Annotated in this window: 21 protein-coding genes; 14 read left to right on the top strand and 7 right to left on the bottom strand. The window is 73.1% G+C overall.

Annotated elements, in window-relative coordinates:
* Window positions 1–2: 2 nt before the first annotated feature.
* The 5 genes from ACH5AC_RS14905 to ACH5AC_RS14885 all read right to left on the bottom strand — a co-directional run bounded on the left by ACH5AC_RS14905 (window position 3) and on the right by ACH5AC_RS14885 (window position 7,064).
* Window positions 3–1,556, bottom strand: a complete 1,554-nt coding sequence (locus ACH5AC_RS14905; RefSeq protein WP_398862161.1) for a Wzz/FepE/Etk N-terminal domain-containing protein — start codon at window positions 1,554–1,556, stop codon at window positions 3–5.
* Window positions 1,553–2,920: a Wzz/FepE/Etk N-terminal domain-containing protein gene (locus ACH5AC_RS14900; RefSeq protein ID WP_398862160.1), complete on the bottom strand. Its 1,368-nt coding sequence runs from the start codon at window positions 2,918–2,920 to the stop codon at window positions 1,553–1,555. The genes ACH5AC_RS14905 and ACH5AC_RS14900 overlap by 4 nt, the downstream gene beginning before the upstream one ends.
* On the bottom strand, window positions 2,917–4,197 hold the full coding sequence (locus ACH5AC_RS14895; RefSeq protein WP_398862159.1) for a glycosyltransferase family 4 protein: 1,281 nt from the start codon (window positions 4,195–4,197) through the stop codon (window positions 2,917–2,919). The genes ACH5AC_RS14900 and ACH5AC_RS14895 overlap by 4 nt, the downstream gene beginning before the upstream one ends.
* The gene (locus ACH5AC_RS14890) at window positions 4,187–5,512 is read right to left on the bottom strand and encodes a nucleotide sugar dehydrogenase (RefSeq protein ID WP_398862158.1); all 1,326 of its coding nucleotides are present in this window, start codon (window positions 5,510–5,512) and stop codon (window positions 4,187–4,189) included. The genes ACH5AC_RS14895 and ACH5AC_RS14890 overlap by 11 nt, the downstream gene beginning before the upstream one ends.
* Before the next feature lie 73 nt (window positions 5,513–5,585).
* Window positions 5,586–7,064, bottom strand: coding sequence for a sugar transferase (locus ACH5AC_RS14885; protein ID WP_398862157.1), 1,479 nt, complete (start codon window positions 7,062–7,064; stop codon window positions 5,586–5,588).
* A gap of 629 nt (window positions 7,065–7,693) precedes the next feature.
* On the opposite strand from ACH5AC_RS14885, the gene ACH5AC_RS14880 reads away from it, so the two are divergent.
* The 7 genes from ACH5AC_RS14880 to ACH5AC_RS14850 all read left to right on the top strand — a co-directional run bounded on the left by ACH5AC_RS14880 (window position 7,694) and on the right by ACH5AC_RS14850 (window position 14,228).
* A complete protein-coding gene (locus ACH5AC_RS14880; protein ID WP_398862156.1) occupies window positions 7,694–9,211 on the top strand; it encodes an ABC transporter substrate-binding protein in 1,518 nt (505 codons plus the stop codon).
* 6 nt (window positions 9,212–9,217) lie between these two features.
* Window positions 9,218–10,969, top strand: coding sequence for an ABC transporter permease subunit (locus ACH5AC_RS14875; RefSeq protein WP_398862155.1), 1,752 nt, complete (start codon window positions 9,218–9,220; stop codon window positions 10,967–10,969).
* A 436-nt stretch (window positions 10,970–11,405) separates the two neighbouring features.
* The gene (locus ACH5AC_RS14870; RefSeq protein WP_398862154.1) at window positions 11,406–12,095 is read left to right on the top strand and encodes a dienelactone hydrolase family protein; all 690 of its coding nucleotides are present in this window, start codon (window positions 11,406–11,408) and stop codon (window positions 12,093–12,095) included.
* Window positions 12,082–12,747 (top strand): phosphoribosyltransferase, encoded by a 666-nt coding sequence (locus tag ACH5AC_RS14865; RefSeq protein WP_398862153.1) that lies wholly within the window; start codon window positions 12,082–12,084, stop codon window positions 12,745–12,747. Before ACH5AC_RS14870 ends, ACH5AC_RS14865 begins: the two co-directional genes overlap by 14 nt.
* A gap of 5 nt (window positions 12,748–12,752) precedes the next feature.
* Window positions 12,753–13,427, top strand: a complete 675-nt coding sequence (locus tag ACH5AC_RS14860; protein WP_398862152.1) for a dienelactone hydrolase family protein — start codon at window positions 12,753–12,755, stop codon at window positions 13,425–13,427.
* Window positions 13,424–13,849: a CBS domain-containing protein gene (locus ACH5AC_RS14855; RefSeq protein WP_398862151.1), complete on the top strand. Its 426-nt coding sequence runs from the start codon at window positions 13,424–13,426 to the stop codon at window positions 13,847–13,849. The genes ACH5AC_RS14860 and ACH5AC_RS14855 overlap by 4 nt, the downstream gene beginning before the upstream one ends.
* 22 nt (window positions 13,850–13,871) lie before the next feature.
* Window positions 13,872–14,228, top strand: a complete 357-nt coding sequence (locus tag ACH5AC_RS14850; RefSeq protein ID WP_398862150.1) for a DUF6343 family protein — start codon at window positions 13,872–13,874, stop codon at window positions 14,226–14,228.
* Window positions 14,229–14,558: 330 nt separating this feature from the next.
* Here ACH5AC_RS14850 and ACH5AC_RS14845 read toward each other — a convergent pair whose 3' ends face one another.
* Window positions 14,559–14,795, bottom strand: coding sequence for a hypothetical protein (locus ACH5AC_RS14845; RefSeq protein WP_398862148.1), 237 nt, complete (start codon window positions 14,793–14,795; stop codon window positions 14,559–14,561).
* 69 nt (window positions 14,796–14,864) lie between these two features.
* On the bottom strand, window positions 14,865–15,392 hold the full coding sequence (locus ACH5AC_RS14840; RefSeq protein ID WP_398862147.1) for a MarR family winged helix-turn-helix transcriptional regulator: 528 nt from the start codon (window positions 15,390–15,392) through the stop codon (window positions 14,865–14,867).
* A gap of 128 nt (window positions 15,393–15,520) precedes the next feature.
* Between ACH5AC_RS14840 and ACH5AC_RS14835 the strand changes: the two genes are divergently transcribed.
* The 7 genes from ACH5AC_RS14835 (at window position 15,521) to ACH5AC_RS14805 (ending at window position 21,408) form a co-directional block, all read left to right on the top strand.
* A complete protein-coding gene (locus tag ACH5AC_RS14835; RefSeq protein WP_398862146.1) occupies window positions 15,521–16,036 on the top strand; it encodes a YceI family protein in 516 nt (171 codons plus the stop codon).
* 96 nt (window positions 16,037–16,132) lie between these two features.
* Window positions 16,133–16,555 carry a cell division protein SepF gene (locus tag ACH5AC_RS14830; protein ID WP_398862145.1) on the top strand — a complete coding sequence of 141 codons (423 nt, stop codon included), beginning with the start codon at window positions 16,133–16,135 and terminating at the stop codon, window positions 16,553–16,555.
* A gap of 242 nt (window positions 16,556–16,797) precedes the next feature.
* The gene (locus tag ACH5AC_RS14825; RefSeq protein WP_398862143.1) at window positions 16,798–18,114 is read left to right on the top strand and encodes an AAA family ATPase; all 1,317 of its coding nucleotides are present in this window, start codon (window positions 16,798–16,800) and stop codon (window positions 18,112–18,114) included.
* 37 nt (window positions 18,115–18,151) lie between these two features.
* Entirely contained in the window at window positions 18,152–18,505 is a 354-nt protein-coding gene (locus ACH5AC_RS14820; RefSeq protein WP_398862142.1) for a nucleotide pyrophosphohydrolase, read from the top strand.
* 228 nt (window positions 18,506–18,733) lie between these two features.
* Complete coding sequence (locus tag ACH5AC_RS14815) at window positions 18,734–19,195, top strand: DUF6099 family protein (RefSeq protein ID WP_398862230.1); 462 nt, start codon at window positions 18,734–18,736, stop codon at window positions 19,193–19,195.
* 240 nt (window positions 19,196–19,435) lie between these two features.
* A complete protein-coding gene (locus ACH5AC_RS14810; protein WP_398862141.1) occupies window positions 19,436–20,359 on the top strand; it encodes an LLM class F420-dependent oxidoreductase in 924 nt (307 codons plus the stop codon).
* Window positions 20,360–20,466: 107 nt separating this feature from the next.
* Window positions 20,467–21,408, top strand: a complete 942-nt coding sequence (locus tag ACH5AC_RS14805; protein WP_398862140.1) for a DUF4232 domain-containing protein — start codon at window positions 20,467–20,469, stop codon at window positions 21,406–21,408.
* Window positions 21,409–21,446: the final 38 nt, after the last annotated feature.

Below are 21,446 nucleotides of genomic sequence, written 5' to 3'. Positions count from 1 at the left end.
TCCTACCGCGCCTCCTGGTCGCTGTCCGGGACCCGCGCGGCCGGCATCGGCAGCCGCTCCGTCCGCGGCAGGCCGTCCCCCACTGCCTCAACGGCGTGGGAGCTACCCCCGCCGTTCCGCCGGGACGGCCGCTCGTCGTGGCCGCGCAGCGCGGTGTACCGGCCGTCCCACAGCGTGCCGTCGGTCCGGTCACGCGGATCGGGGTCGATCAGCACCACGCCGATCACCGCGATGCGCAGGTCCGCGAGCTGCCGCGCCACGGTGTGCAGCCATGCGGCGCTGCCGTGCCCGGCCCGTACGACGAGCACGGTCCGGGTGCCGAGGTACTGGAGGTCGGTCCACGCCGCGCCCGGCGCGACCGAGCCGACGCCGATCCGGCGCCCCTGGGGCGACACGTTCGCGGCATGCTCGCCGCCGACCACGGCCGGGCCTCCCCGCTTCGGCCGGCGCTTGGCGAGGTGCGGGCCCGGCAGACCATCGACGACCACCACCGGCCCCTCGGCCTCCAGTGCCCCGGCGAGGTCCAGGGCGATCACGCTCGTGCCGCGCGCACAGCCCAGCTCCAGCAGCGACACCGGTTCCGCGGAGCCGCGCACGGTACGGGCCAGGGACGCGGTGAGCCGTGTCCGTGCCGCCCGGGTCCGGCGGCGCCGCCACAGCCTCCCCGACCGGCGGGGCAGCTCCGCGACGACCGAGGCGCCGAGGTTCGCCGCGATGTCCCGGCGCAGCACGGGGCGGTCCGCCACCACCGTGCCGACCGCGGCCAGGGCGAGCCCGAGGACGAGCCCGAGGACGAGCCCGATCGCGCCGTTGGTGGCGGCGGCCCTGGGCAGGGAGTGCCGTACCGCGCGCGGGGCGTCCACGATCTGTGTGCCGGCGATGAGCTGGGGCGTGCCGAGGCCCGCCTCCGCGGCGCGCTGGTCGAAGTCGGCGATCCGCGAGTCGAGTTCGGCCCGGCGGGCGAAGAGCGACTCCAGGTCCGCCGACGCCTTCGGGTCGTTCTCCGGCGACCCGTCCCCGATCGCCTTGTTGACCTGGGCGAGTTCGTCCCGCATACGGTCACGCTGGTCGAGCAGGGCCTTGGCCTCGGCGTCCGCGGCTTCCCGCATCCGCCGCACATGGTCCGCGACGAACGCGTCGGCGAGCGCCTCGGCCCGGGCCACCGCCTCCGCGTCGCTGTCACCTGTCACCTTGATTTCCAGCAGGTTGTTGGTCAGGCCGGTCCCCGCGTAGTCCCGCATGAAGTCCTCCGGTTTCTCCGGGGACCGAAGGGCTCGCAGGGCCTGGTCGGCGATCCGCGTGGTGCGCAGCAGCGCGACGTCGGTGCGGATCAGCGTGCCGGGGTCGTTCGGCTGGTCCCCCTGATGCGCGACCAGCACCTTGGTCACCGCGGTCGGCGGTGGCGGCAGCAGGACCGCCACCGCCGCGCCGACGAGCAGCCCGAGCAGCGCCATGGAGCCCCAGAGGCGGCGGCGTCTGCGCACCGCCACCACCAGCGCCTGGAGGTCCAGCAGCGGAGCGGCGGCCGACGGCTCCGATGTCGTACTCGTCGTCACACGGAGCCTCCTGTCGCGCTGTTGCCCACCGCGAGCGCCGGTGTGTCGTGCTTCGGCGGATGACCGGTGGAGCGCGTCGGACGGGCCAGGACCGTGCCGGCGACGACGACGCCGACGACCTCGTGCCCCGCGTCCGCACACGCCTCGCCGATGCCGGCGAGCTCCGCCGCGGTCCAGTTGCCCGCGCTGAGCACGACCAGGGCGCCGGACTCGGTGTCGGGGTCCGGCACCAGCGGCTGGGACACCGATACCGCCACCGTCCGCAGCAGCGGATCGCTCCCGGCCTCGGCGACGAGCCGCCCGGCGGCCCGGTGGGCGGTCTCGTCGCCGTCCGGAACGACGATCAGCAGCCGCCGGGGGGACGGAAGTTGGTCCCGGAGGCGGGCGCACACCCGCCGGTAACGGATCCGCCGGCCGGCCTCGTCGCCGGACGCCTGCGGGGTCGGCATGTCCCACCGGGTGTCGACGCCCAGCAGCCGGCGGAGCCGGGCCCGCGAGCCACCGCCGTGCGGCCGCCGCGCGGGCCGTTCGCCGGGCACGTCGACGGTCCCCAGCAGGGCGGAGCCCAGCGCCGCGGCGATCTCCGCTTCGGTGCGCAGCCGGCGGCTCATCCGGGCGGCGGTGAGATGGCCGATGACCGCGAGCAGGAAGAACAACAACGCCCCGGCGACGATGAGGTGTGTCCTCGTCGGCGGGGCCTCGCCGGCCGGCCGGGCCGCCGGCCCCATGACGACCATGTTGGCCCGGTTGGTCGCCGGGTCCGTCTGGTCCAGCTTGTCCATGGCCTGTTCCAGCGAGGTGCGCAGTTTCTCCAGCTCGGTACGGGCCTGCACGCTCTCCACGGTCTGCCCTGGATCGGCCGCGTCGGCCAGGTCGGTGATGCGGCGGCCGGTCTGCTCCACCAGATCCCGCAGCGCCTCGGCCCGCGCCGCCGCCTCGGGATCGGTCCGGTCGCCCACGATGCGCGCGGCGAACGCGACGTACTGTTGGGCCACCTGGTCGGAGAGCCGCTGCGCGCGCTCCGGGGTCTCGGCCGTGCCCGAGATCCTGATGATGTTCCCGTCGGCGGCCTTGGCGCTCACCCGGTCCTGCAGTTCGGTGCCGTCGACCCCGCTCCAGCCGAGCGTGGCGGCCGCGCGGTCGACCACCACCGAACTGGTCGCGATCTCCGCCTGGGTCAGCAGCTCGCGCTCCGCCCACGCCCCCGGCAACAGCACCGATGCCGACGTCGTGTAGCGCGGCGGGAACACCAAGGAGGTGCCGTAGCCGACGAGCGCGCCCACCACGGCGACGACGGCGAGCAGCCGCCGGCGCCGGCGGATAATCCGCCCGATCGTGACCAGGCGTATCGTGTCATCGCTCAACGGCGCGGCCTCTTCCCTCTGCGGACCGGACCGCCCGTCGACACCGGCGTGTGGTCACGGCAGGCAGCGGCGTAGGCGGCGAGCAGCGACACCTGCGAGTTCCGCCAGGAGAGCGGCCCGCCGATCCGCTCCTGGCCGATCTTGCCCATCCGGGCCCGCTGCTCCGGATCGTCCAGCAGCAGCGCGATGAGCCCGGCGAACGCGGACTCGTCGTCGGCGGGCGCGTAGAGGGCGGCGTCACCGGCGGAGACCCGCGCCTCCTTCAGGTCGAACGAGACGACCGGCCGGCCCATCACCATGTACTCCAGGACCTTGTTCATGGTCGACACGTCGTTGAGCGGACTGCGCGGGTCGGGGGAGAGGCACACGTCCGCGGTGGACAGGTAGCGCACCAGATCGGCGTCCGGAACGCGCCCGGTGAACTGCACCTGATCCGAGAGCCCGAGCCGCCGGGACAGCTCCACCATCGCGTCGAAGGTGTCGCCGGCGCCGACGAACACCGCGTGCCAGTCGGTCCGCCCGAACTCGTCGCGCAGCTTCGCCAGGGCCCGCAAGGCGTAGTCGACGCCGTCCTGCGGACCCATGACGCCGAGGTAGCACAGCAGATGAGGCTTGCCGCGCTTCAACTCCGGCTCCGGCGGGACCGGGTGGAAACGGTCGATGTCAGGCGCGCTGCGCACCACGAACACGTCCTCCGGCCGCCGGCCGCCACGGCGCACCGCGACGTCCCGGTAGCTCTCGTTCGTGGCGAGTACGACGTCCGCGGCCCGGTAGGTCGCCCGTTCCAGCGCGCACACGGCGCGGTAGAGCAGGTCCTTTCCGCGGCGGAAGCGGGAGAGGTACAGCTCGGGCACCAGGTCGTGCTGGTCGAAGACGAACCGCGCGCCGCGCCGCTTCAGCCACAGCGCCGGCAGGAACAGCAGGTCGGGCGGGTTGCAGGCGTGCACCACGTCGACGGGGCCGACCTTCCGGGCCAGCCGGGCCGTGTGCCACAACGCGGCCCCGTACTCCCGCAGATAGCCGGCCGGACCTCCGGTGGCCGCGCGCAGCGGGTAGCGGTGGATCCGCACCCCGTCGATCTCCGCCTCCGGCTCGGTGTCCCGCTTGCTCCCCCGGGGACAGATGACGTGCACCTCCCAGCCGGCGTCGCGCAGCGTCGTGCACTCCTGCCACACCCGCCGGTCGAAGGGCACCGACAGGTTCTCCACGAGGATCAGCGCGCGTCGGCCCGCCCCCTCACCGCCGGCTGTGTCACTGAACGATCTGTCACCAAGCAAGGCCCACGTACCCCGGTTCGGCCCGGCGCGCCTCGGCGTCGGGAAGGCGGATGAGGTCGACGATCAGCGGGGCGCCGCCATGGGGCAGCGCCGACAGCACGGCCGGGTCCCTGGTCCCCACCAGGCACACCTCGGCGTGCTCCAGCACCTCCTCGACGGAGTCCGCGAGCAGTTGCGCCAGGTGCGGCAGCCGGGTCTCGATGTACTCGCGGTTCGCGCCGAGCAGCCGGGACAGGCTCACGTTGGCGTCGTAGATCTTCAGGTCGTACCCCTTGCCGAAGAGCCTCTCCGCCAGCTCGACGAGCGGGCTCTCGCGGAGGTCGTCGGTGCCGGGTTTGAAGGACAGCCCGAACAGGCCGGCCCGGCGCTTGCCGGTGCGTTCGACCAGCTCCACCGCGCGCTGCAGATGGTCGGAGTTGGAGGGCAGCACATGGGCGAGGATGGGCACCGAGACGTCGGCCCGCCGCGCCGCGTGGACCAGGCTGCGCAGGTCCTTGGGCAGGCAGGAGCCTCCGAAGGCGAAGCCGGGCCGCAGGTAGGCGGGGCTGATGTTCAGCTTGCGGTCGGCCAGGAACACGTCCATCACCTGGTGCGAGTCCACCCCGAGCGCCTGGCACACCGCGCCCAGCTCGTTGGCGAAGCCGATCTTCAGGCCGTGGAACGCGTTGTCCGCGTACTTGATCGCCTCGGCCGTCGGGACCGGCACCCGGAACACCTCGCCGGGCAGGCCGTCGTAGAGGGCCGCCACCGCGTCGCCGCTCGCCGGGTCGAGCTCGCCGATGACGGTCTTGGGCGGGTCGAAGAAGTCCCGCACGCTGGTGCCCTCACGCAGGAACTCCGGGTTGACCGCGACCCCGATGTCCACCCCGGCCGTGCCGCCGACGGACTTCTCCAGGATCGGCACCAGCAGGTTCAGGCAGGTGCCCGGGAGCATGGTGCTGCGGAACACCACGGTGTGCCGGCCCCCCTGTTCGGCCCTCTCGGCCAGTGCGGCGCCGATCTCCTCGGTGACCCGCTCCAAGTAGGTGGTGCACAGGCTGCCGTTGGGCTCCGACGGCGTGCCCACGCAGACCAGCGACACCTCGCTGTCCGCGATCGCCTCGCGGACGTCGCCGGTGGCGCGTAACGCCCCGCTCCGCACGACCTCGGCGACGAGCTCGCCGATCCGCTCCTCGACCACCGGGGCCCTGCCGTCGTTGACCAGGTCGACCTTCACCTGGTTGACGTCCACTCCGATGACCTGGTGCCCCATGCTGGCCAGGCACGCGGCTGACACGCAGCCCACGTAGCCGAGCCCGAAAACGCTGACCCTCATGACCCGTTCCTCCCCCCAGGCAGGCCCTTGCGGCCTGCGGTCCGCGCGCCGGCCGGGCGACGGCAACCGCGCATCAATAGGCCCCCTGCCCGGAGAGCACCGCACGCAGCGTCTTCCACAAGATCACTGTGTCCAGGGCGAGCGACCAGTCCTCCACGTACCGAAGGTCCAGCCGGACCGCCTCCTCCCATGACAGGTCGCTGCGTCCGCTGATCTGCCACAGGCCGGTGAGCCCGGGCTTGACCAGCAGCCGCCGCCGGATGTCCGGGCCGTAGGCGGCGCACTCCTCCGGTAAGGGAGGCCGCGGGCCGACGAGCGACATCGATCCGGTGAGTACGTTGAAAAGCTGCGGGAGTTCGTCGATCGAGTACCGGCGCAGCACTGTTCCCACCCGGGTCACCCGCGGATCCCGGCGGAGCTTGAACATCGGGCCGGCGCCCTCGTTGCGGTCGGCCAGCTCGGCGCGCGCCCTGTCGGCCCCGGCGACCATGGTGCGGAACTTGAGGATGGTGAACTCGTTGCCGTCCTTGCCGATCCGGCGCTGGCGGTAGAACACCCCACCCCGGCTGTCCACCAGCACGAGCAGCCCGACGAGCACCATCACCGGTGCGAACAGCAGCAGCAGAATCGTTGCGCCTACCCGGTCGACGACTCCTTTGACCGCCCGGCGGCCCCCGGTGAAGGTCGGCAGACTGACCCGCAGCAGCGGGATCCCGAGCACCGCGTCGACGTGCAGCCGCGGGCCGGCCACCTCCATCAGCACGGGCGCCACGACCATCTCGGCGTCGCTGCCTTCGAGGTTCCAGGCCAGCCGCTGCAGCCGGTCCGGTGTCCAGTGCGGGTCCGGTGTGACCGCGACGACGCGGTAGCCGTCGTGGCGGACGTGCTTGGCGACGTCAGCCAGTCGGCCGACGACCCGCACTCCGTCCAGGTGGTCACCGTCGAGCCCGCGACCGTCCGTCGTGCACACCGCCTCCACCCGCCAGCCCAGGTGCGGGAACTTGCGGGTTCGGTTGATCAGGTCGCTCACGGTGGCCGGGCTGCCGGCGGCGAGCACCGGTCGCAGGCACCGCCCTTCCTTGCGCTGTTTGTGCAGCCCGAGGCGCAGCAGATACCGCGCGGTCATGGTGACGATCGCGATCGCTGGGATCGCGACGAAGATCCAGAGCTTGATGTTGCGTGAGGTGAGGGCGATTCCGCCGAGTGCCAGTACGACGGTCGCCATGAACAGTGAGCGTCCGAGCCGACGGAATTCCTCGGCGCCCTGCCCGAGCACGCCCGGCGCCCACGACCGGCTCACCGCGAGCGCCCCCAGCACCAGCAGCTCGGTGCCGAAGGCGAGAATTCCCCATTTCTCGTGCCAGTTGGCCGCGTCCCGGGCCCCGAAGAAGTTGCCGATCGAGGCCACCACGAAGGCGGTGGCCACGGTATCGCTGATGATCACGGTACGGCGGTACCGCTGTTCCCAGTCCATCGCGGGCCGGCTGATCACTCCGTTCGCCAGACGCCCGCGCGCCGAAGGAAACGGTCTGACTAATCCCCCTTGCCGCACAGAACCCCCCAGGTCCCAGTGGCTCGACGTGGTCGCCTGACGCTGTCCCTCTGCTCGGGAGACCCCCGCCCCCCTGCGGGCTGGCTTTCCTCAGCGCCGGACCTATGGATCGTTACTGGTCGCCTCGTGTTCGAACCGCAGAAGCACGGTCAATGTAGACCATTGGGGCCAGTATTGAAGAGGGGATGTGGGGAATTTGTGCTCAACCTTTGGAGCCAAGGTGATCAGAATTGGCCAGGCTTGGAGGTGGTGCCGATCGAGGCGAGTGTGCGGTGATCGGGGGGCACACGCCCACCAGGCTCGCCGACCCCGGCGGCGTCTCGCGGCGGACGGCCGGGAAGCCGACCATCAGCCGGTCGCCGGCTGCTGGATGCGCGGATGGTTCTCCAGCGCCCAGCGCCCAGCGCACAGTCTTCGGCGGGCGTCCGAGCAGGGTCTCCAGCTGGTCGGTGACACCGCGGTACCCACCGCCGCCCATGAGCCGTAAACCGATCGGTTTCGATCAGGCGGGGGTCGAGCTGCGCTTGTGTTGTTTAGATTTCACCCACCCGGCTGAACTTTGGTAAGGCTTACCTCATAGACTGGCCTGGCTCCCGCGTCCGCACGCCCCTCCGCACGACAGGATCCCCATGCGCACGACCACCTCCCGTGGCCTTCTCACGGTGCTCGCTCTCGCCCCGTTGCTGACGGGCTGCTTCGTCTCGGGGGAGGGCGGCGACGCGAAGGACGGATCGGGAGGCCGGCTGAGGGTCGCGCTCGCGGTGCCGCCGGCGCAGGCGCTGTCGCCGTACAGCAATGACGCGACGGTGCTGAGCAAGCTCTCCGTGGCCGAAGGGCTCACCGCGCTCGGCCAGGACGGCGCCGCCGCACCGGCGCTGGCGAAGTCCTGGAAGCGGACCGACGACACGACCTGGACCTTCGAGCTGCGCGAGGCCGACTTCCAGGACGGCACCGCGGTCACCGCCGAGACCGTCGTCAACGCGCTCGACCACGCGGCGGCCGCCGAACCCAAGCCCCGCGTGCTCAGCGATGTGACCCTCACCGCGAAGGCCGAGGACGCCGACACCGTCACGATCACGACGAAGACCGCCGACCCGGTCCTCCCGCTGCGCCTCGCCAGCCCCGCGCTGGGCATCCTCGCCCCCAAGGCGTACGCGGAGAACGGCACCGTCAGCCCCGTCGGCACCGGAACCGGCCCCTTCCGGATCACGAAGCTCACCGGGAAGAGCAAGGCCACCCTCGACCGGTACGACGGCTACTGGGGCGGCAAGGCCAAGGCGTCCGGCATCGACGTCACCTGGATCGCCGACGGCACCGCCCGCGCCAACGCCCTGCGCGGCGGCGATGTCGACATAGCGGAGTGGATCCCCACCGCACAGGCCGGGCTGCTGGCCGAGAACACCCGCCACGAGGTGCCTTCCGTACGGACCGACAGCCTGATCCTCAACACCCGCAGCGGGGTCTTCACCGACGCCGGCCTTCGGGCGGCCGCCCGTGCGGCCGTGCACGGTTCCGCCCTCGTCGACTCGGTGTTCGGCGGCTACGCCGACCCCGCGCAGGGCCTGTTCGGACCCGCGGTCCCCTGGGCGGCCGGCGACCGCGTCGCGGTGACCGGCCGGGCCGAGGCCGCGACCGTGGAGCAGGTCAAGGCGAAGACCGAGGGACGTACGCTGCGCCTGGCCACCTACACCAACCGGGCCGAACTGCCCGAGGCCGCCACCGTCCTGCAACAGCAGCTGGAGAAGGCCGGGTTCACCGTCCGGCAGGACGTGCGCGAGTACACACAGATGGAGGCCGACCTGCTCGCCGGCCAGTACGACGCGCTCGTCTTCTCGCGGGTGACGCTCCTCGACACCGGCGACGCGGTCGCGTACCTCGCGAGCGACTTCACCAGTGACGGCGTCTACAACATCGCCGGCCTGAAGGACACCCGCGTCGACCAGGCCATCAAGACCGCCGCCGCGGAGGGCGACACGGCCGTCCGGCACCAGCGGACCATGCGGGCCGAGGCGGAGATCCTGCGCACGGACGCCGTCGTGCCGCTCGTCCACGAGAAGGTCGTGCAGGGCATCAGCCCCGATGTCACGGGCGTGCTGCTCGACCCCCGCGAGCGGTCGCTGATCGACGTCGACACGCGCCTGAAGTAGCCGCCGATGAGCGTGAGTTCGGCGGGTGCCGACGCCCGCCCGCCCCGGTGGCCCACCGGCGTCGGCCGCGTCGCCGCGGGGGCGGCGCTGCTGACCGCCGTCGCCCTGCTGCCCTGGCTGTCCGGCACCGACCCCGCGCGGACCGTCCTGCGGGCCCGCTCCGCCGACCAGGATCCGACGCCCGCCCAGCTGGCCGCCGTACGGGAGCAACTCGGCCTGGACGAAGGGCCGTTCCGCCACCTCGTGCACTGGCTCGGCGGGCTGCCGCGCGGCGACGCGGGCACCTCCTGGGTGTCGGGCGAGGCGGTCCTGCCCCAGGTGACGTCCGCCTTCGCGGTCTCCCTCACCCTGATGTTCGGCGCGTTCGCGGTCACCGTCGCGGTGGCCGCGCTGGTCAGCGCCCGCACCCTGTACCTGGGCTCCCGGCGACGGCTGCACCGGGACCGGCCCGGCACCGGGGCCGCCGTCCTCGCCGCACTGCCCAAGTTCCTGCTCGCCTCACTGCTCGCCACCGTCTGCGGGGTCTGGCTGGGCTGGTTCCCCTCCAGCGGCTGGGAGGGACCGCGGTCGATGGTGCTGCCCTCGCTCGCCCTCGGCGTCCCCTCCGGAGCGATGATCGGCGGTCTGCTCGACCGGTCCCTGCCCGCCGCCTTCCACGAGCCCTGGGTACGGACCTGGCACGCCTACGGATTCCCCGCCGGCCTCGCCGCCCGGAACGCGCTGCGCCGCGCGCTGGCCGGTGTCCTCCCCCAGCTCCTGCCGACCGTCGTCGCCCTGGTCGGCGGCGCGGTGGCGGTGGAGAAGATCTTCAACATACCGGGGCTCGGCCGGCTCGCCCTGGACGCCGCCGTGGCCCAGGACCTGCCTCCGCTGCAGACGGCGACGCTGTTCCTCGTCCTGCTCGGCGTCGTCGCCGGGCTTCTCCTCCAGGCCCTGCGCCGCGCCCTGCTCGGCCCCGCCCTGCGCGACAGTGCCCTGGCCACCCTGCACCGGCCTGCCGTCCCGCGACACCGCTCCACCCGCCGGCTGGCCCACCTCTGCGCCGCCGCGCTGCTCGGCCTCGTCGCGGCCGGCCTGCTGCGCGACCCCCTGCACGTCGACACGGCCGCCCGGCTGCTGCCGCCGTCCGCCGCGCACCCGCTCGGCACCGACTCGCTCGGCCGTGACCTGCTGGCCCGGCTGGGCCACGGCGCGCTGCGCACGGCCGGCGTGGCCCTCGCGGTGACCGCGGTCAGCGCCGCCACCGGGCTGCTGCTCGGGATGACCGCCCGGGTGAGCGCGGGGCTGACGGAGGTGGCGTCCACGCTGCCGGCCGTCCTCGCGGGACTGCTCACGACCGCGGTGACCGGGCCGTCCGTATGGGGGGCCGCCTGCGCGGTGTGCCTGGTGGGCTGGACCCCGTACGCCGCCCAGGCCGCCGCGCTGCTGGAGGAGGAACGGGCGAGCGGTCACCTGCGCGCGTCGGTCTCCCTCGGCGCCGGCCCCCTGCACCTGCTGCGCCGCCACCTGCTGCCCGCCATCCTCCCCGCCCTCCTGCGCAACGCCCTGCTCCGACTGCCCACCACCGTCCTCGTCCTGGCCTCCCTCGGCTTCCTCGGCCTCGGCGAGCAGCCACCCACCCCCGAATGGGGACGCCTGCTCTCGGAGAACCAGCCCTACGTCGAACTGGCCCCCTGGACCGTCCTCGGCCCGGCCGGCGCACTCGTCCTGCTCTCCGTCCTGGCCGTCTCCGCCACACCGACCCGCCGCGGCCGCTGAGGCCCGAAAGCGCCGCCGGAGGGCGGCGGGCGCACCCGGCCGCGCAGCCGGAACCGGTGATCACCGAAGGGACGCGCACCTGGCCGACGGCGGACCCCGGCGTGGGCCCCGGCAGGGCGAAGGAGGCGGGCAGGGCGACGAGGATCGGTGCGCGCTCGGGTGGGCGTGCCCGTCGCCGTGCCCGCGACCATCGGCACCGGGCTGATGATCCTGGCCGGCGGACTCGGCGTGCTGCTCGGTGTGTGGGCCGATCTGCGCGCGCAGCTCAGTGTGTGGGCCGATCTGCGCGCTGCTGCTCGCCTTCTTCGCCCACACCGGCGAAGACCTCGGCCTGACCCTCACCGGACCGCTCTTCGACATCGACTGACCCGGTGGCCCGGGTGTCGGCGGGGACCGGCACGGGTACCCGGGCGCCGACCCGCGGAGGGAGATGACGATGGCGACGATCTCCGAGTCGGTCCTCGTCCCGGCCGACGGCGCCACCATCCCGGGCGACCTCGTCGTACCGCCCGAAGCACGGGCGGTGGTGCTGTTCGCGCACGGCAGCGGCAGCTCCCGGCACAGCCCGCGCAACCGCGCGGTCGCCGCCGAGCTGCGCACCGCCGGTCTGGGCACCCTGCTGATCGACCTGCTCACCGAGGAAGAGGAACGGCGCGACGAACTGACCGCCGAGCACCGCTTCGACATCCCGCTGCTGGGCGGCCGGCTCGCCCACGCGCTCGACTGGCTCGCCGCACAGCCCACCACCCGCGAACTGCCCGTGGTGCTGTTCGGCGCCAGCACCGGGGCGGCCGCCGCCCTGGTGGCCGCCGCGCGCCGCCCGGACCGCGTCGCCGCCGTGGTCTCCCGCGGCGGGCGGCCCGACCTGGCCGGCGACGCCCTGCCCGCCGTACGCGCACCCGTGCTGCTGGTCGTCGGCGGCCGGGACACCGACGTACTGGCGCTCAACGAGGAGGCGGCACGGCGGATGAGCGCACCGCACGACCTGCACGTGGTGCCCGGGGCGACCCACCTCTTCGAGGAACCCGGAGCACTGGAAGAGGTCGCCGAGACGGTACGGCGGTGGTGCGCCGAGCGACTGAGGAAGCCGAATGGCGGAGGAAGTGGGGCGTATGCAGTTCAGTGACCGTGGCGAGGCCGGGCGGGAGCTGGCCGAGCAGCTGCGCATCCTGCAGGAGAAAGGGGTGCTGCCCCACCCCGTGGTCCTCGCACTGCCGCGCGGCGGTGTCGCCGTCGCCCGCGAGGTCGCCCGGATCCTGGAGGCCCCGCTCGACGTGGTCGTCGTACGCAAGATCGGGGCACCCTTCCAGGAGGAGTTCGGCGTCGGCGCGCTCGCCGGGGACGACCCTCCGCTCTTCGACGAACAGTCCCTGGACCGGCTCGGCCTGAGCGAGGCCGCCCTCGCGGACACCGTGGAGCGGGAGCGGGCCGAGCTGCGCCGCCGCGAGCAGCGCTACCGGCAGGGCCGGCCCCCGCCCGACCTGCGCGGACGTACGGCGATCGTGGTGGACGACGGCCTGGCCACCGGGTCGACCGCGCGCGCCGCGCTGCGCTGGGTGCGCAACCAGGGGCCCGAGCGGGTGGTGCTCGCGGTGCCGGTGTGCGCGCCGGACGCGGCCGACATGCTGCGGGCGGAGGCCGACGACGTGATCTGCTCCTACCGGCCGAGCGGCTTCATGGCCGTCGGCCAGTGGTACCGGGACTTCGAGCAGCTGACGGACGACGACGTGCTGAAGGCGCTGCACGGCAACGGAACCGACCGCCAAGGAACCAGGTGAACCCCATGATCTCCCAGACCGTGTCGGTGCCCGCGGACGTGGTGACGCTCGCGGGCGACCTCGACGTGCCCGAGTCGCCCCGGGCGGCGGCCCTGTGCGCCTACGGAGTCGACAGCTCCCGGCAGAGCCCACGCAGCCGTACGGTCGCCGCCGAGCTGCGCACGGCCGGCATCGGCACGCTGTCCCTGGATCTGCTCAGCGAGCGCGAGGACCCCTCGGCCGTGCGGACGGACGCCCAGCGCTACGACGTCGGCCTGCTGGGCCGCCGGGTCGTGGCCGCCGTCGACTGGCTGAAGGCGCAGCCCGAGACCCGCGGCCTCCCGGTCGTCCTGCTCGCGGCGGGCATCGAGTCGGCGGCGGTGCTGCGCGCGGCCGCCGAGCTGCCGGACCAGGTGCTCACGGCGGTGGTGTGGGGCGGGCGCCCCGACCTCGCGGGCGAGGAACTGCGACGGGTCCGCGTCCCCGTGCTGATCATCGCGGGCGGCCGGGACGAGGGGCTGCTGCGCGCCAACCAGCGGGCCGCCCAGTCGCTCGCGGCCCCGCACAGCGTCCGCGTGGTGGCCGGGGCCACCCATCTCTTCGCGGAACCGGGCGTGCTGGAGCAGGCCCTGGACATGGCCAAGGAGTGGTGCGACGACCGGCTTGGCGGACACGGGCCGAGCGGAGATGGTGGGCGATGACGCGGCGGATACGTGACGTGATGACGCCCGGCGCGGTGGCCGTGGAGCCGATGACCAGCGTCGAGAAGGCGGCCCGTCTGATGAGTGAGCACAACGTCGGTGACGTCCTCGTCGCCTACGACTGCGACCTGTTCGGTGTGCTGACCGACCGCGACATCGTGGTGCGGTCCCTCGCCGCCGGCCGTGATCCGCACGACACACCGGTCGGCCTGGTGTGCAGTCGGCCGCCGGTGGTGACCGTCACGGCCGACGACACCACCGACCACGCCGAGGAACTGATGCGGCGTCACGCGATCCGCCGAATCCCCGTCGTCGAGCACGGCGGCTGTCCCGTCGGCATGGTCAGCCTCGGCGACCTGGCCGTCACCGAGCACCCGCGCTCCGCGCTGGCGGACATCAGCAGGGCGGGCCCGAACCACTGAGCGGCCGAAGGAGGCACGGGACATGACGGACCGGCACCCGGACCGAGCGGGGGCGGAAGCGGCTCGTGAGCGCGCGGGTCTGATCGGCCGCTACTTCCCCCGCACCGGCACCGAACCACTCACCGCCCGCAGCGCACTCGGCCTACGACTCCTGCTCGCCCTCCTCTTCCTCCCCGTCTTCACCGCGGGGGCCATCGGCTTCGCCCTCTGGAGCGCGGCCTCCGGCCCCGGCGACAGCCCGAGCAGCGGAGTCCTCACCGGCCTCGCCACACTCTGCGCGATCCTCGCCGTCCTGACCGCCCTCGACCTGTGGGTCATCAGCCGCCGCCTACGCCGCGAACGCGCGTTGCGCCGAGGCCAGGCGGCTGGGCGGCGGTGAAGCCGTCGGGGTTGCGCGGTGGCGCGGTGGCGTGGGCTTCGGCTGCGGGACACAGGCACCGGCAGCCGAGGTTGAGGATGAGGCGGAGGTGTCCTCCCTCGCAGGGCGGTGGTCGCCGGTGAAACGGCCGTCGCGCCCGTGGCAGGGGCGGGGGCTGCCGTGGTCTCCGCCGCCGATCTCGCCGCCAGATCCCCCGGCCGACGACCAGCCCACCCGCGCGCAGATGCCCGGTGAGCCGCCGTACCGTCCCGGTCAACACCCGCTTGGCGGTGCTCAGTTGCGCGGTGGAGATCCAGGTCGGCCCGCAGCACAGCGGGTCGGCCGGCAGGGTCACCCGTCAGCCCGCGTGCTCCAGCAGCCGTACCGCGGCCTGGCCCGCGTGCGGGTGGAAATGGTGGTGAAGGTGTCCGGCCACAGCAGCACCGTGCCGCGCCCGCCGTCGCCGTACGGCTCGCGACGGGCGTACCACCGCCCCGCCGGCGCCACGGCGGCCCGCGCCGGCAACGGCGTGTGCGTCACCGCGTTGACGACCGGCCCGACAGGGTCGGGCAACTCCGGCACGGCCATGGAACCCTCCTGCGCGACTCTCCTGCGGACACCGACGGGGCAGCCGCAGGTACCCCGCGGGTGCGCGCGTCACTCCCCGTCGGGGTCCGCGTCCTTGGCCGTGGGGGGATCCAGCAGCAGGCCCCGTACCGCGTCGCGCTCGTTCGGGCCGACCACGCGGGCCAGGGCCGCCGTGACCGTGCTCGCCAGGGTGTCGGAGGTCTCCGCCAGCAGGCGGCGGGCCTTGTCGGTGAGGGCGACCTCGATGCCGCGCTTGTCGCCGCAGACCGACTGACGGGTGACCAGGCCGGCGTGCTGGAGGCAGGCGATCTGATAGGTCAGCCGGGTCTTGGGGCGGCCCAGCAGCTCGGCGACACGGGTCATGCGCAGGCCCTGGTCCGGGCGGAGCGCCAGCAGGCACAGGACCAGGAACTCGTCGTGCGAGACGTCCAGCCGTTCCTTGACGACCGAGCGCAGCCGCTGCTCCACCGCCCCCGTCGCCGCCAGCAGCAGCATCCAGGCGTGCAGCTCGTCGGGCAGCAGTCCGCCGCCCTGCGTGGACGGGCATTCGGGCTGGTCGGCGGGCTGGTCGGCGAGGTGGTCGTCGAGGTCTGCCATGGGCTCCAGTCTATCCGTGGTCCAGATTTGTACGACCAGGTTGTTCAGTTTTGGATAACCAGCTACGGTGTGCTCATCCAAATTTGGACATCTCCGTTCGTCGATCCCCGTCTTTGAGGAGTACGACCATGACCGTCGCCGTGGAAACCGGGCTGTGGCAGCTCGACCCGAGCGCCTCCACCGTCGCGCTGCGCCACAAGACCTTCTGGGGTCTGGTCACCGTCAAGGGCGGCTTCGCCGCGGTCGGCGGCAAGGGTGAGGTGAGCGCCGACGGCTCCGCCACCGGCACCCTCACCCTGGACGTCGCCTCCCTCGACACGGGCAACGCCAAGCGCGACACCCACCTGCGGTCCGCCGACTTCTTCGACGCCGAGAACCACCCCGAGATCACCTACGCCCTGCGCGCCGCCGAACTCGGCGACGACGGCACGGTGCGGCTCTCCGGCCAGTTGACCGTGCGAGGCGTCAGCCGCCCGCACTCCATGACCGCGCGGCTGCGTGAGGCGACCGCCGACACCTGCGTACTGGACGCCGAATTCACGGTGGACCGCGAGCAGTTCGGCATGGGTTGGAACCAGCTCGGCATGATGCGCGGCCTGACCACCGTCACCACCGCCCTCCGCTTCACCCGCGCCCAGAGCTGACCGCGCCGGCCCTCACCGGCCCCCCTTTCCCGGTCGCGGTCCGTGTCGCTGTTGGGCCGTACGGGTGACTTGGCGTAAGAATTGGCTGGTGCAGGCATGGAGTGCGAGTCAGTTCGGGGGGAGCCGGTGAACCGATACGACGTCACCGATGAACAGTGGGAAGGGCTCGCCCAGGTCGTTCCGCTGCGGGGCCGGGACGCCTGGCCGTCCGCGGTGGACCACCGCTCACTGCCCGACGCGGAGACGGAGACCCGCCGGCGCTTCGTCGTCCTCCGGGTCAATGTCTTCGCCGACGCGCGTGAGGTCGCCGAGACCCTGATGTCCGGCATCCCCGTCCTCCTCGACCTCACCGGCGCGGAGTCCGAGGTCGCCAAGCGCGTCCTCGACTTCTCCACCGGCGTCGTCTTCGGCCTCGCCAGCGGCATGCACCGCGTCGACCGCAACGTGTTCCTGCTGACCCCGCCCGGCACCGAGGTCAGCGGGATCATGGAGGGGGCGACGGGGGTACCGGGCGTGTGATCGCTGCCGCGGAGCGGTGGCTGCGCGCATGAGCGCGCCCGTACGGCAGTCGACGATCCACACCGAGCGGAAAGAGCCGCCGCGCGCGTGAACGCGTCCGGGGTGGTCAGCCCGGCGTCTGGGGTCGCCGCGCGCGTGAATCTGTCCGCGGCGGTGTCTGTCCTGCGTTCGGGTCGCTCGTTCGTGGGAACGCGCTGCGGGCGGAACGGTTCGGCTTATCGGCGGAGCCGTAGGTTCCGGACATGACCGTGCCGCGCAGCCCCTCTGGTCCCTCTGGTTCCTTTGGCCCCTTATCTCGTGGACCCTCCCACGAGCAGACCCCGTCCGGCCGTGCGCGTCGTCCCGACGCGGGGACGTCGTCCGATCCCCGGCGTGCCGACGGCGGCTCGCCGACCGTACCCGCCCAGACGGCGCGCCGGCCGGAGGTCGTGGAGGGGCGCGTCCATCCCGCGCGGCCGCGCGTCACCGAGCTGCGGCTGTCCGCCTTCGCGCGGCATCGGCGGGTCGCGTTCCCGCTGGGCGCGGTCACCGTCCTCGCCGGGCCCAGCGGCAGCGGGAAGTCGAGTGCGCTGCGTGCCTACGAGGCACTGGCCCGGCTCGCGGGCGGGGCGGACCTCGCCGAGGTGTTCCCGGACCCCTTCGCCTGCGTGCCCGAGGGGGCGCGGCCCGACGCGCAGCGCCGCCGCGGCTTCCGCATCGGATGCACGGCCGACGGTCCCGAGGGGCCGGTCCGGCTCGACCTCGCGATCCAGGCCGAGCCCGAACTCCGCGTCGTGGGGGAGCGGCTGACCGCGGGTCGGCTCACCCTGCTGGAGACGGCCCTGCGCGACCCCGGCCGGCGCACCGTCCAGGCCGCCTGGCACACAGCCGGCTCCGCCCCGGTCACCCGCGCCCCGCTCCCCGACGACCGCCTCGGCACCGCCCTGCTCCCGCTGCGCGTCGCCGGAAAGACCGACGGCCAGCGCCAAGTGCTCGCCGCCGCCGAACAGATGGTCGTCGCACTGCGCTCGGTCTACGCCTGCGATCCCCGCCCGGAACTGATGCGCGTACCCGTCCCCACCGGCTCAGGCCGGCTGCTCAGCGGCTGCGACAACCTCGCCGACGTCCTGTGGCGCACCCGCGCCGAGTGCGGCCGCCGGCACGCCCAGCTCGTCGAGGCCGTGGCCACGGGCTGCGCCGGCCCGGTCACCGACGTACGCGCCGAACCGCGGACCGACGGCACCGTGCGCGCCGTCCTCGACCGGGGCGACGGCTCCGGCACGGAACTCGCCCGCCTCGGCGACGGCGAACTGCGCTACCTGGCACTGTCCCTGGTGCTCCTGACCGGCCCCGGCGTCCTCGACCTCGACGCCCCCGGCGAGGTCCCCGACGCGATGCGCACCCTCACCGTCCTCGCCGACGGCTTCACCCGCTCCCTCGACCCCCACCAGCGCCACGCCCTCCTGCACCTCGCCGCCCGCATGGGCGACCGCGGCCACATCCGCTGTGTCGCCGCGGTGAGTGATGCGGAGTGGGTCGCGGGGGTGTCCGGGGTGACGGTGGTGCGCTTGAGGTCATGAGAGAGGACGCCGGGGCGACGGTGATAGACCTGGAGCCGTGACCGACACCGATCCGCCCGACCTCGCCGCCCTCCAGCGCAGGCTTGCCGAGTTCGCCGCCGCCCGCGACTGGCAGCCGTACCACACGCCGAAGAATCTCGTCGCCGCGCTGAGCGTGGAGGCGTCCGAGCTCGTCGAGATCTTCCAGTGGCTGACACCGGAGGAGTCCGCGCGTGTCATGGACGAGCCGGACACCGCGCACCGGGTCACGGACGAGGTCGCCGACGTCCTCGCCTATCTGCTGCAGCTGTGCGAGGTGCTCGGCGTCGACCCGCTCGCCGCCCTCGCCGCGAAGATCGAGCGCAACGAACACCGGTTCCCGGCTCCCGGGAACGGCGAGTCGGCGCCGTAGCGACAAGGCGACAAGGCAACAGGGCGACATGGCGATGGGGCAGCACAGGAGTCACCCCCTCCGCTATCACCCTCCGTAGTTGTCCACCTGCCCGAAACCGATTTGTTGTCCACAGATTTCCGTCTTCCTCTGGCTTTTCGTCCCACAGACCCTCACTCTGGGTAGTGGACACAGGAGTTCGGGCGGACGTGCGAGGAGCATGTCAGGGACAGACGGGGGCGGCGGATGGTGGACGCGGTGCGGCTCATCCTGACGAGCAGGCAGGCGCTGGTGGGCGGCGACAGCGCCCCGGAGATCCTGACCGAGGTGTGGCAGGCACAGGCCCTGGCCCAGGCGATCGGCAGCCGCCTGGCCGTCTCGGGCCCACCCGAACTGCGCGGAGAGGCCCTGGGGCTGACGGAGCTGGCGGGCCGGGGCTGCGGTGTGCTGGACCCACCGGACCTCGACCCCGGGGACCTGCGCGCCGCCCAGCTCACCGAACTGGACGACGCCGGCCAGACCCTGCGCTGCCTCGGCAGCCTGCTCGGCGAGGTCGGTATCGCGCTCGTCGGTCTGGCCAGCTCCGCGCACGACGAGGGCACGTACTGGCAGTGCATGGAGGCCATCGACGCGGCGGACGAGTCCAGAGACAGAGTGCTGGAGATGCTGCGCAAACTGGCCGCCCGGGAAGAGGCGATACCCGAGCGCTGAGACCGACACCGCGGTCAGCGGCTCAGCCGACCTCGCCCTCCTCGGACAGGGCGGCTTCCTCGGACATGACGGCCTCCTCGGCCCCCGGCCCCCGCAGGAGGCCGACGCGGGTGACGCCCCGACGGCTCGGCCACCGGGCGCGGGGCCGGGCGGTCCGGCTCCGACGAGCCGACGATCATCGCCCCGCGAGGCGGGGGACCGGTGCGGTTTGCGAAGGGTGCGGAAGGCAGGATGGGAGACATGGATCTGCGCATCTTCACCGAGCCCCAGCAGGGCGCGAGCTACGACACCCTGCTCACCGTGGCGAAGGCGACCGAGGACCTGGGCTTCGACGCCTTCTTCCGCTCCGATCATTACGTCAGGATGGGCGACGTGGACGGCCTGCCCGGCCCCACCGACGCCTGGATCACCCTCGCCGGCCTCGCCCGTGAGACCAAGCGCATCCGCCTCGGCACGCTGATGACGGCGGCCACCTTCCGCCTCCCGGGCGTGCTCGCCATCCAGGTCGCCCAGGTCGACCAGATGTCCGGCGGCCGCGTCGAACTCGGCCTCGGCGCGGGCTGGTTCGAGCAGGAGCACACGGCGTACGGCATCCCCTTCCCGAAGGAGAAGTTCGGCCGCCTGGAGGAGCAGCTGGAGATCGTCACCGGCCTGTGGGGCACGGCCGCCGACAAGACCTACGACTTCCACGGCACCTACTACGACCTCACCGACTCGCCCGCGCTGCCCAAGCCCGCGCAGGAGAGGGTCCCCGTCCTCATCGGCGGGCACGGCGCCAGGCGCACCCCGCGGCTGGCCGCCCGCTACGCCGACGAGTTCAACATGCCGTTCTCCTCGATCGAGGACAGCGAGCGGCAGTTCGGCCGGGTGCGGGCCGCCGCCGAGGAGGCGGGCCGCAGGGGGGACGACCTCGCCTACTCCAACGCGCTGGTCGTCTGCGTCGGCAAGGACGACCAGGAGGTCGCCCGTCGTGCCGCCGCCATCGGCCGCGAGGTCGACGAGCTGAAGACCAACGGGCTGGCCGGCTCGCCGGGCGAGGTCGTCGACAAGATCGGACGGTACGCGGCGATCGGGTCCCGCCGGATCTACCTGCAGATCCTCGACCTGTCCGACCTGGACCACCTGGAGCTGATCGCGTCCCAGGTGCAGGCGCAGCTGTCGTAGGGCGAGGTGCGGGCGTGTCACGGAGGCGCGGCGTCTGTGACACGCCTGTGACCGGAAGTGTGGCTTCCGTCACGGCCCTTGCCCTGGCCCCCTGATGGGCTGACCGGATGCGCAGAGCCACCCCCCTCCTCCCGGCCGTCGCGGCTGCCCTTCTCCTCGTCACCGCCTGCGGCTCCGAACAGTCCGGCACCCGCAGCGGCGACGCGGGCACGGCCGGTTCGGCCACCGGCGCCCCGGTGGCCGACCCGGCCGTGGACGGCGTCCGGATCACCTCCGTCACCCTCCCGTCCCCCACCCCCACCCCGCGCCGCACCGCCTCCGTGCAGGCCGAGAGCCTGCCCACCGACTCCGACTCCGGCGTCTTTGCCGCCTACGAGGTCACCAACAGCGGCACCGAGGAGCTGACGTATCTGATCCTCTTCAGCTTCACCACGGACGCCGGTGAGGTCATGTCGAACGAGAGCGTCACCGTGCGCGGAGTGAAGCCCGGCGCCACCGAGCGGGGCACCGTGGAGCTCGGCGTGCTGCCGCGCGGAGCGTCCCCGGTGACCAAGGTGAAGGTCTCCCGGGTGACCAGGGTCCCCGCGGACGAGGCGCCCGCCGCGGCCGGCGAGTGCCCGCCCTCCGGCATCCGCGTCACCGCCGACGAGGGCGACGCGGCGATGGGACTGCGCGTGGTCGGCCTGCACCTGGAGAACTGCGGCACCAGCGCCTACTCCCTCAACGGCTACCCCGAGCTCACCCTCCTCGACGACGAACTCCAGCCGATCGAGGGTGTCGCGATCGTGCACGGCAGCGGCGGCATCAGCACCGGCACCGGCTTCGACGAGCCGCCCCGGCCGCTGACCCTGCGGCCCGGCGAGAGCGCCACCTCCGGCCTCATGTGGCGCAACACCACCGAGTTCGGCGACCCCGTCGACATCCCCCACGTCAGGGTCCGGGCCAAGGCAGGCGCCGACCCGGTGACCGTGACACCCCGCATCGACCTCGGCACCACCGGCAAGCTGGCCGTCCGCGCCTGGACACCCGCGCCCGGACAAGTGCGCTGAAAAATCCCGGGTGCCCGGCCGACGATGTCCGTACGCTG

Source organism: Streptomyces sp. NPDC018693, from assembly GCF_044391385.1.
Lineage (GTDB): Bacteria > Actinomycetota > Actinomycetes > Streptomycetales > Streptomycetaceae > Streptomyces.
This window is presented reverse-complemented; position numbering and strand designations above follow the sequence as displayed.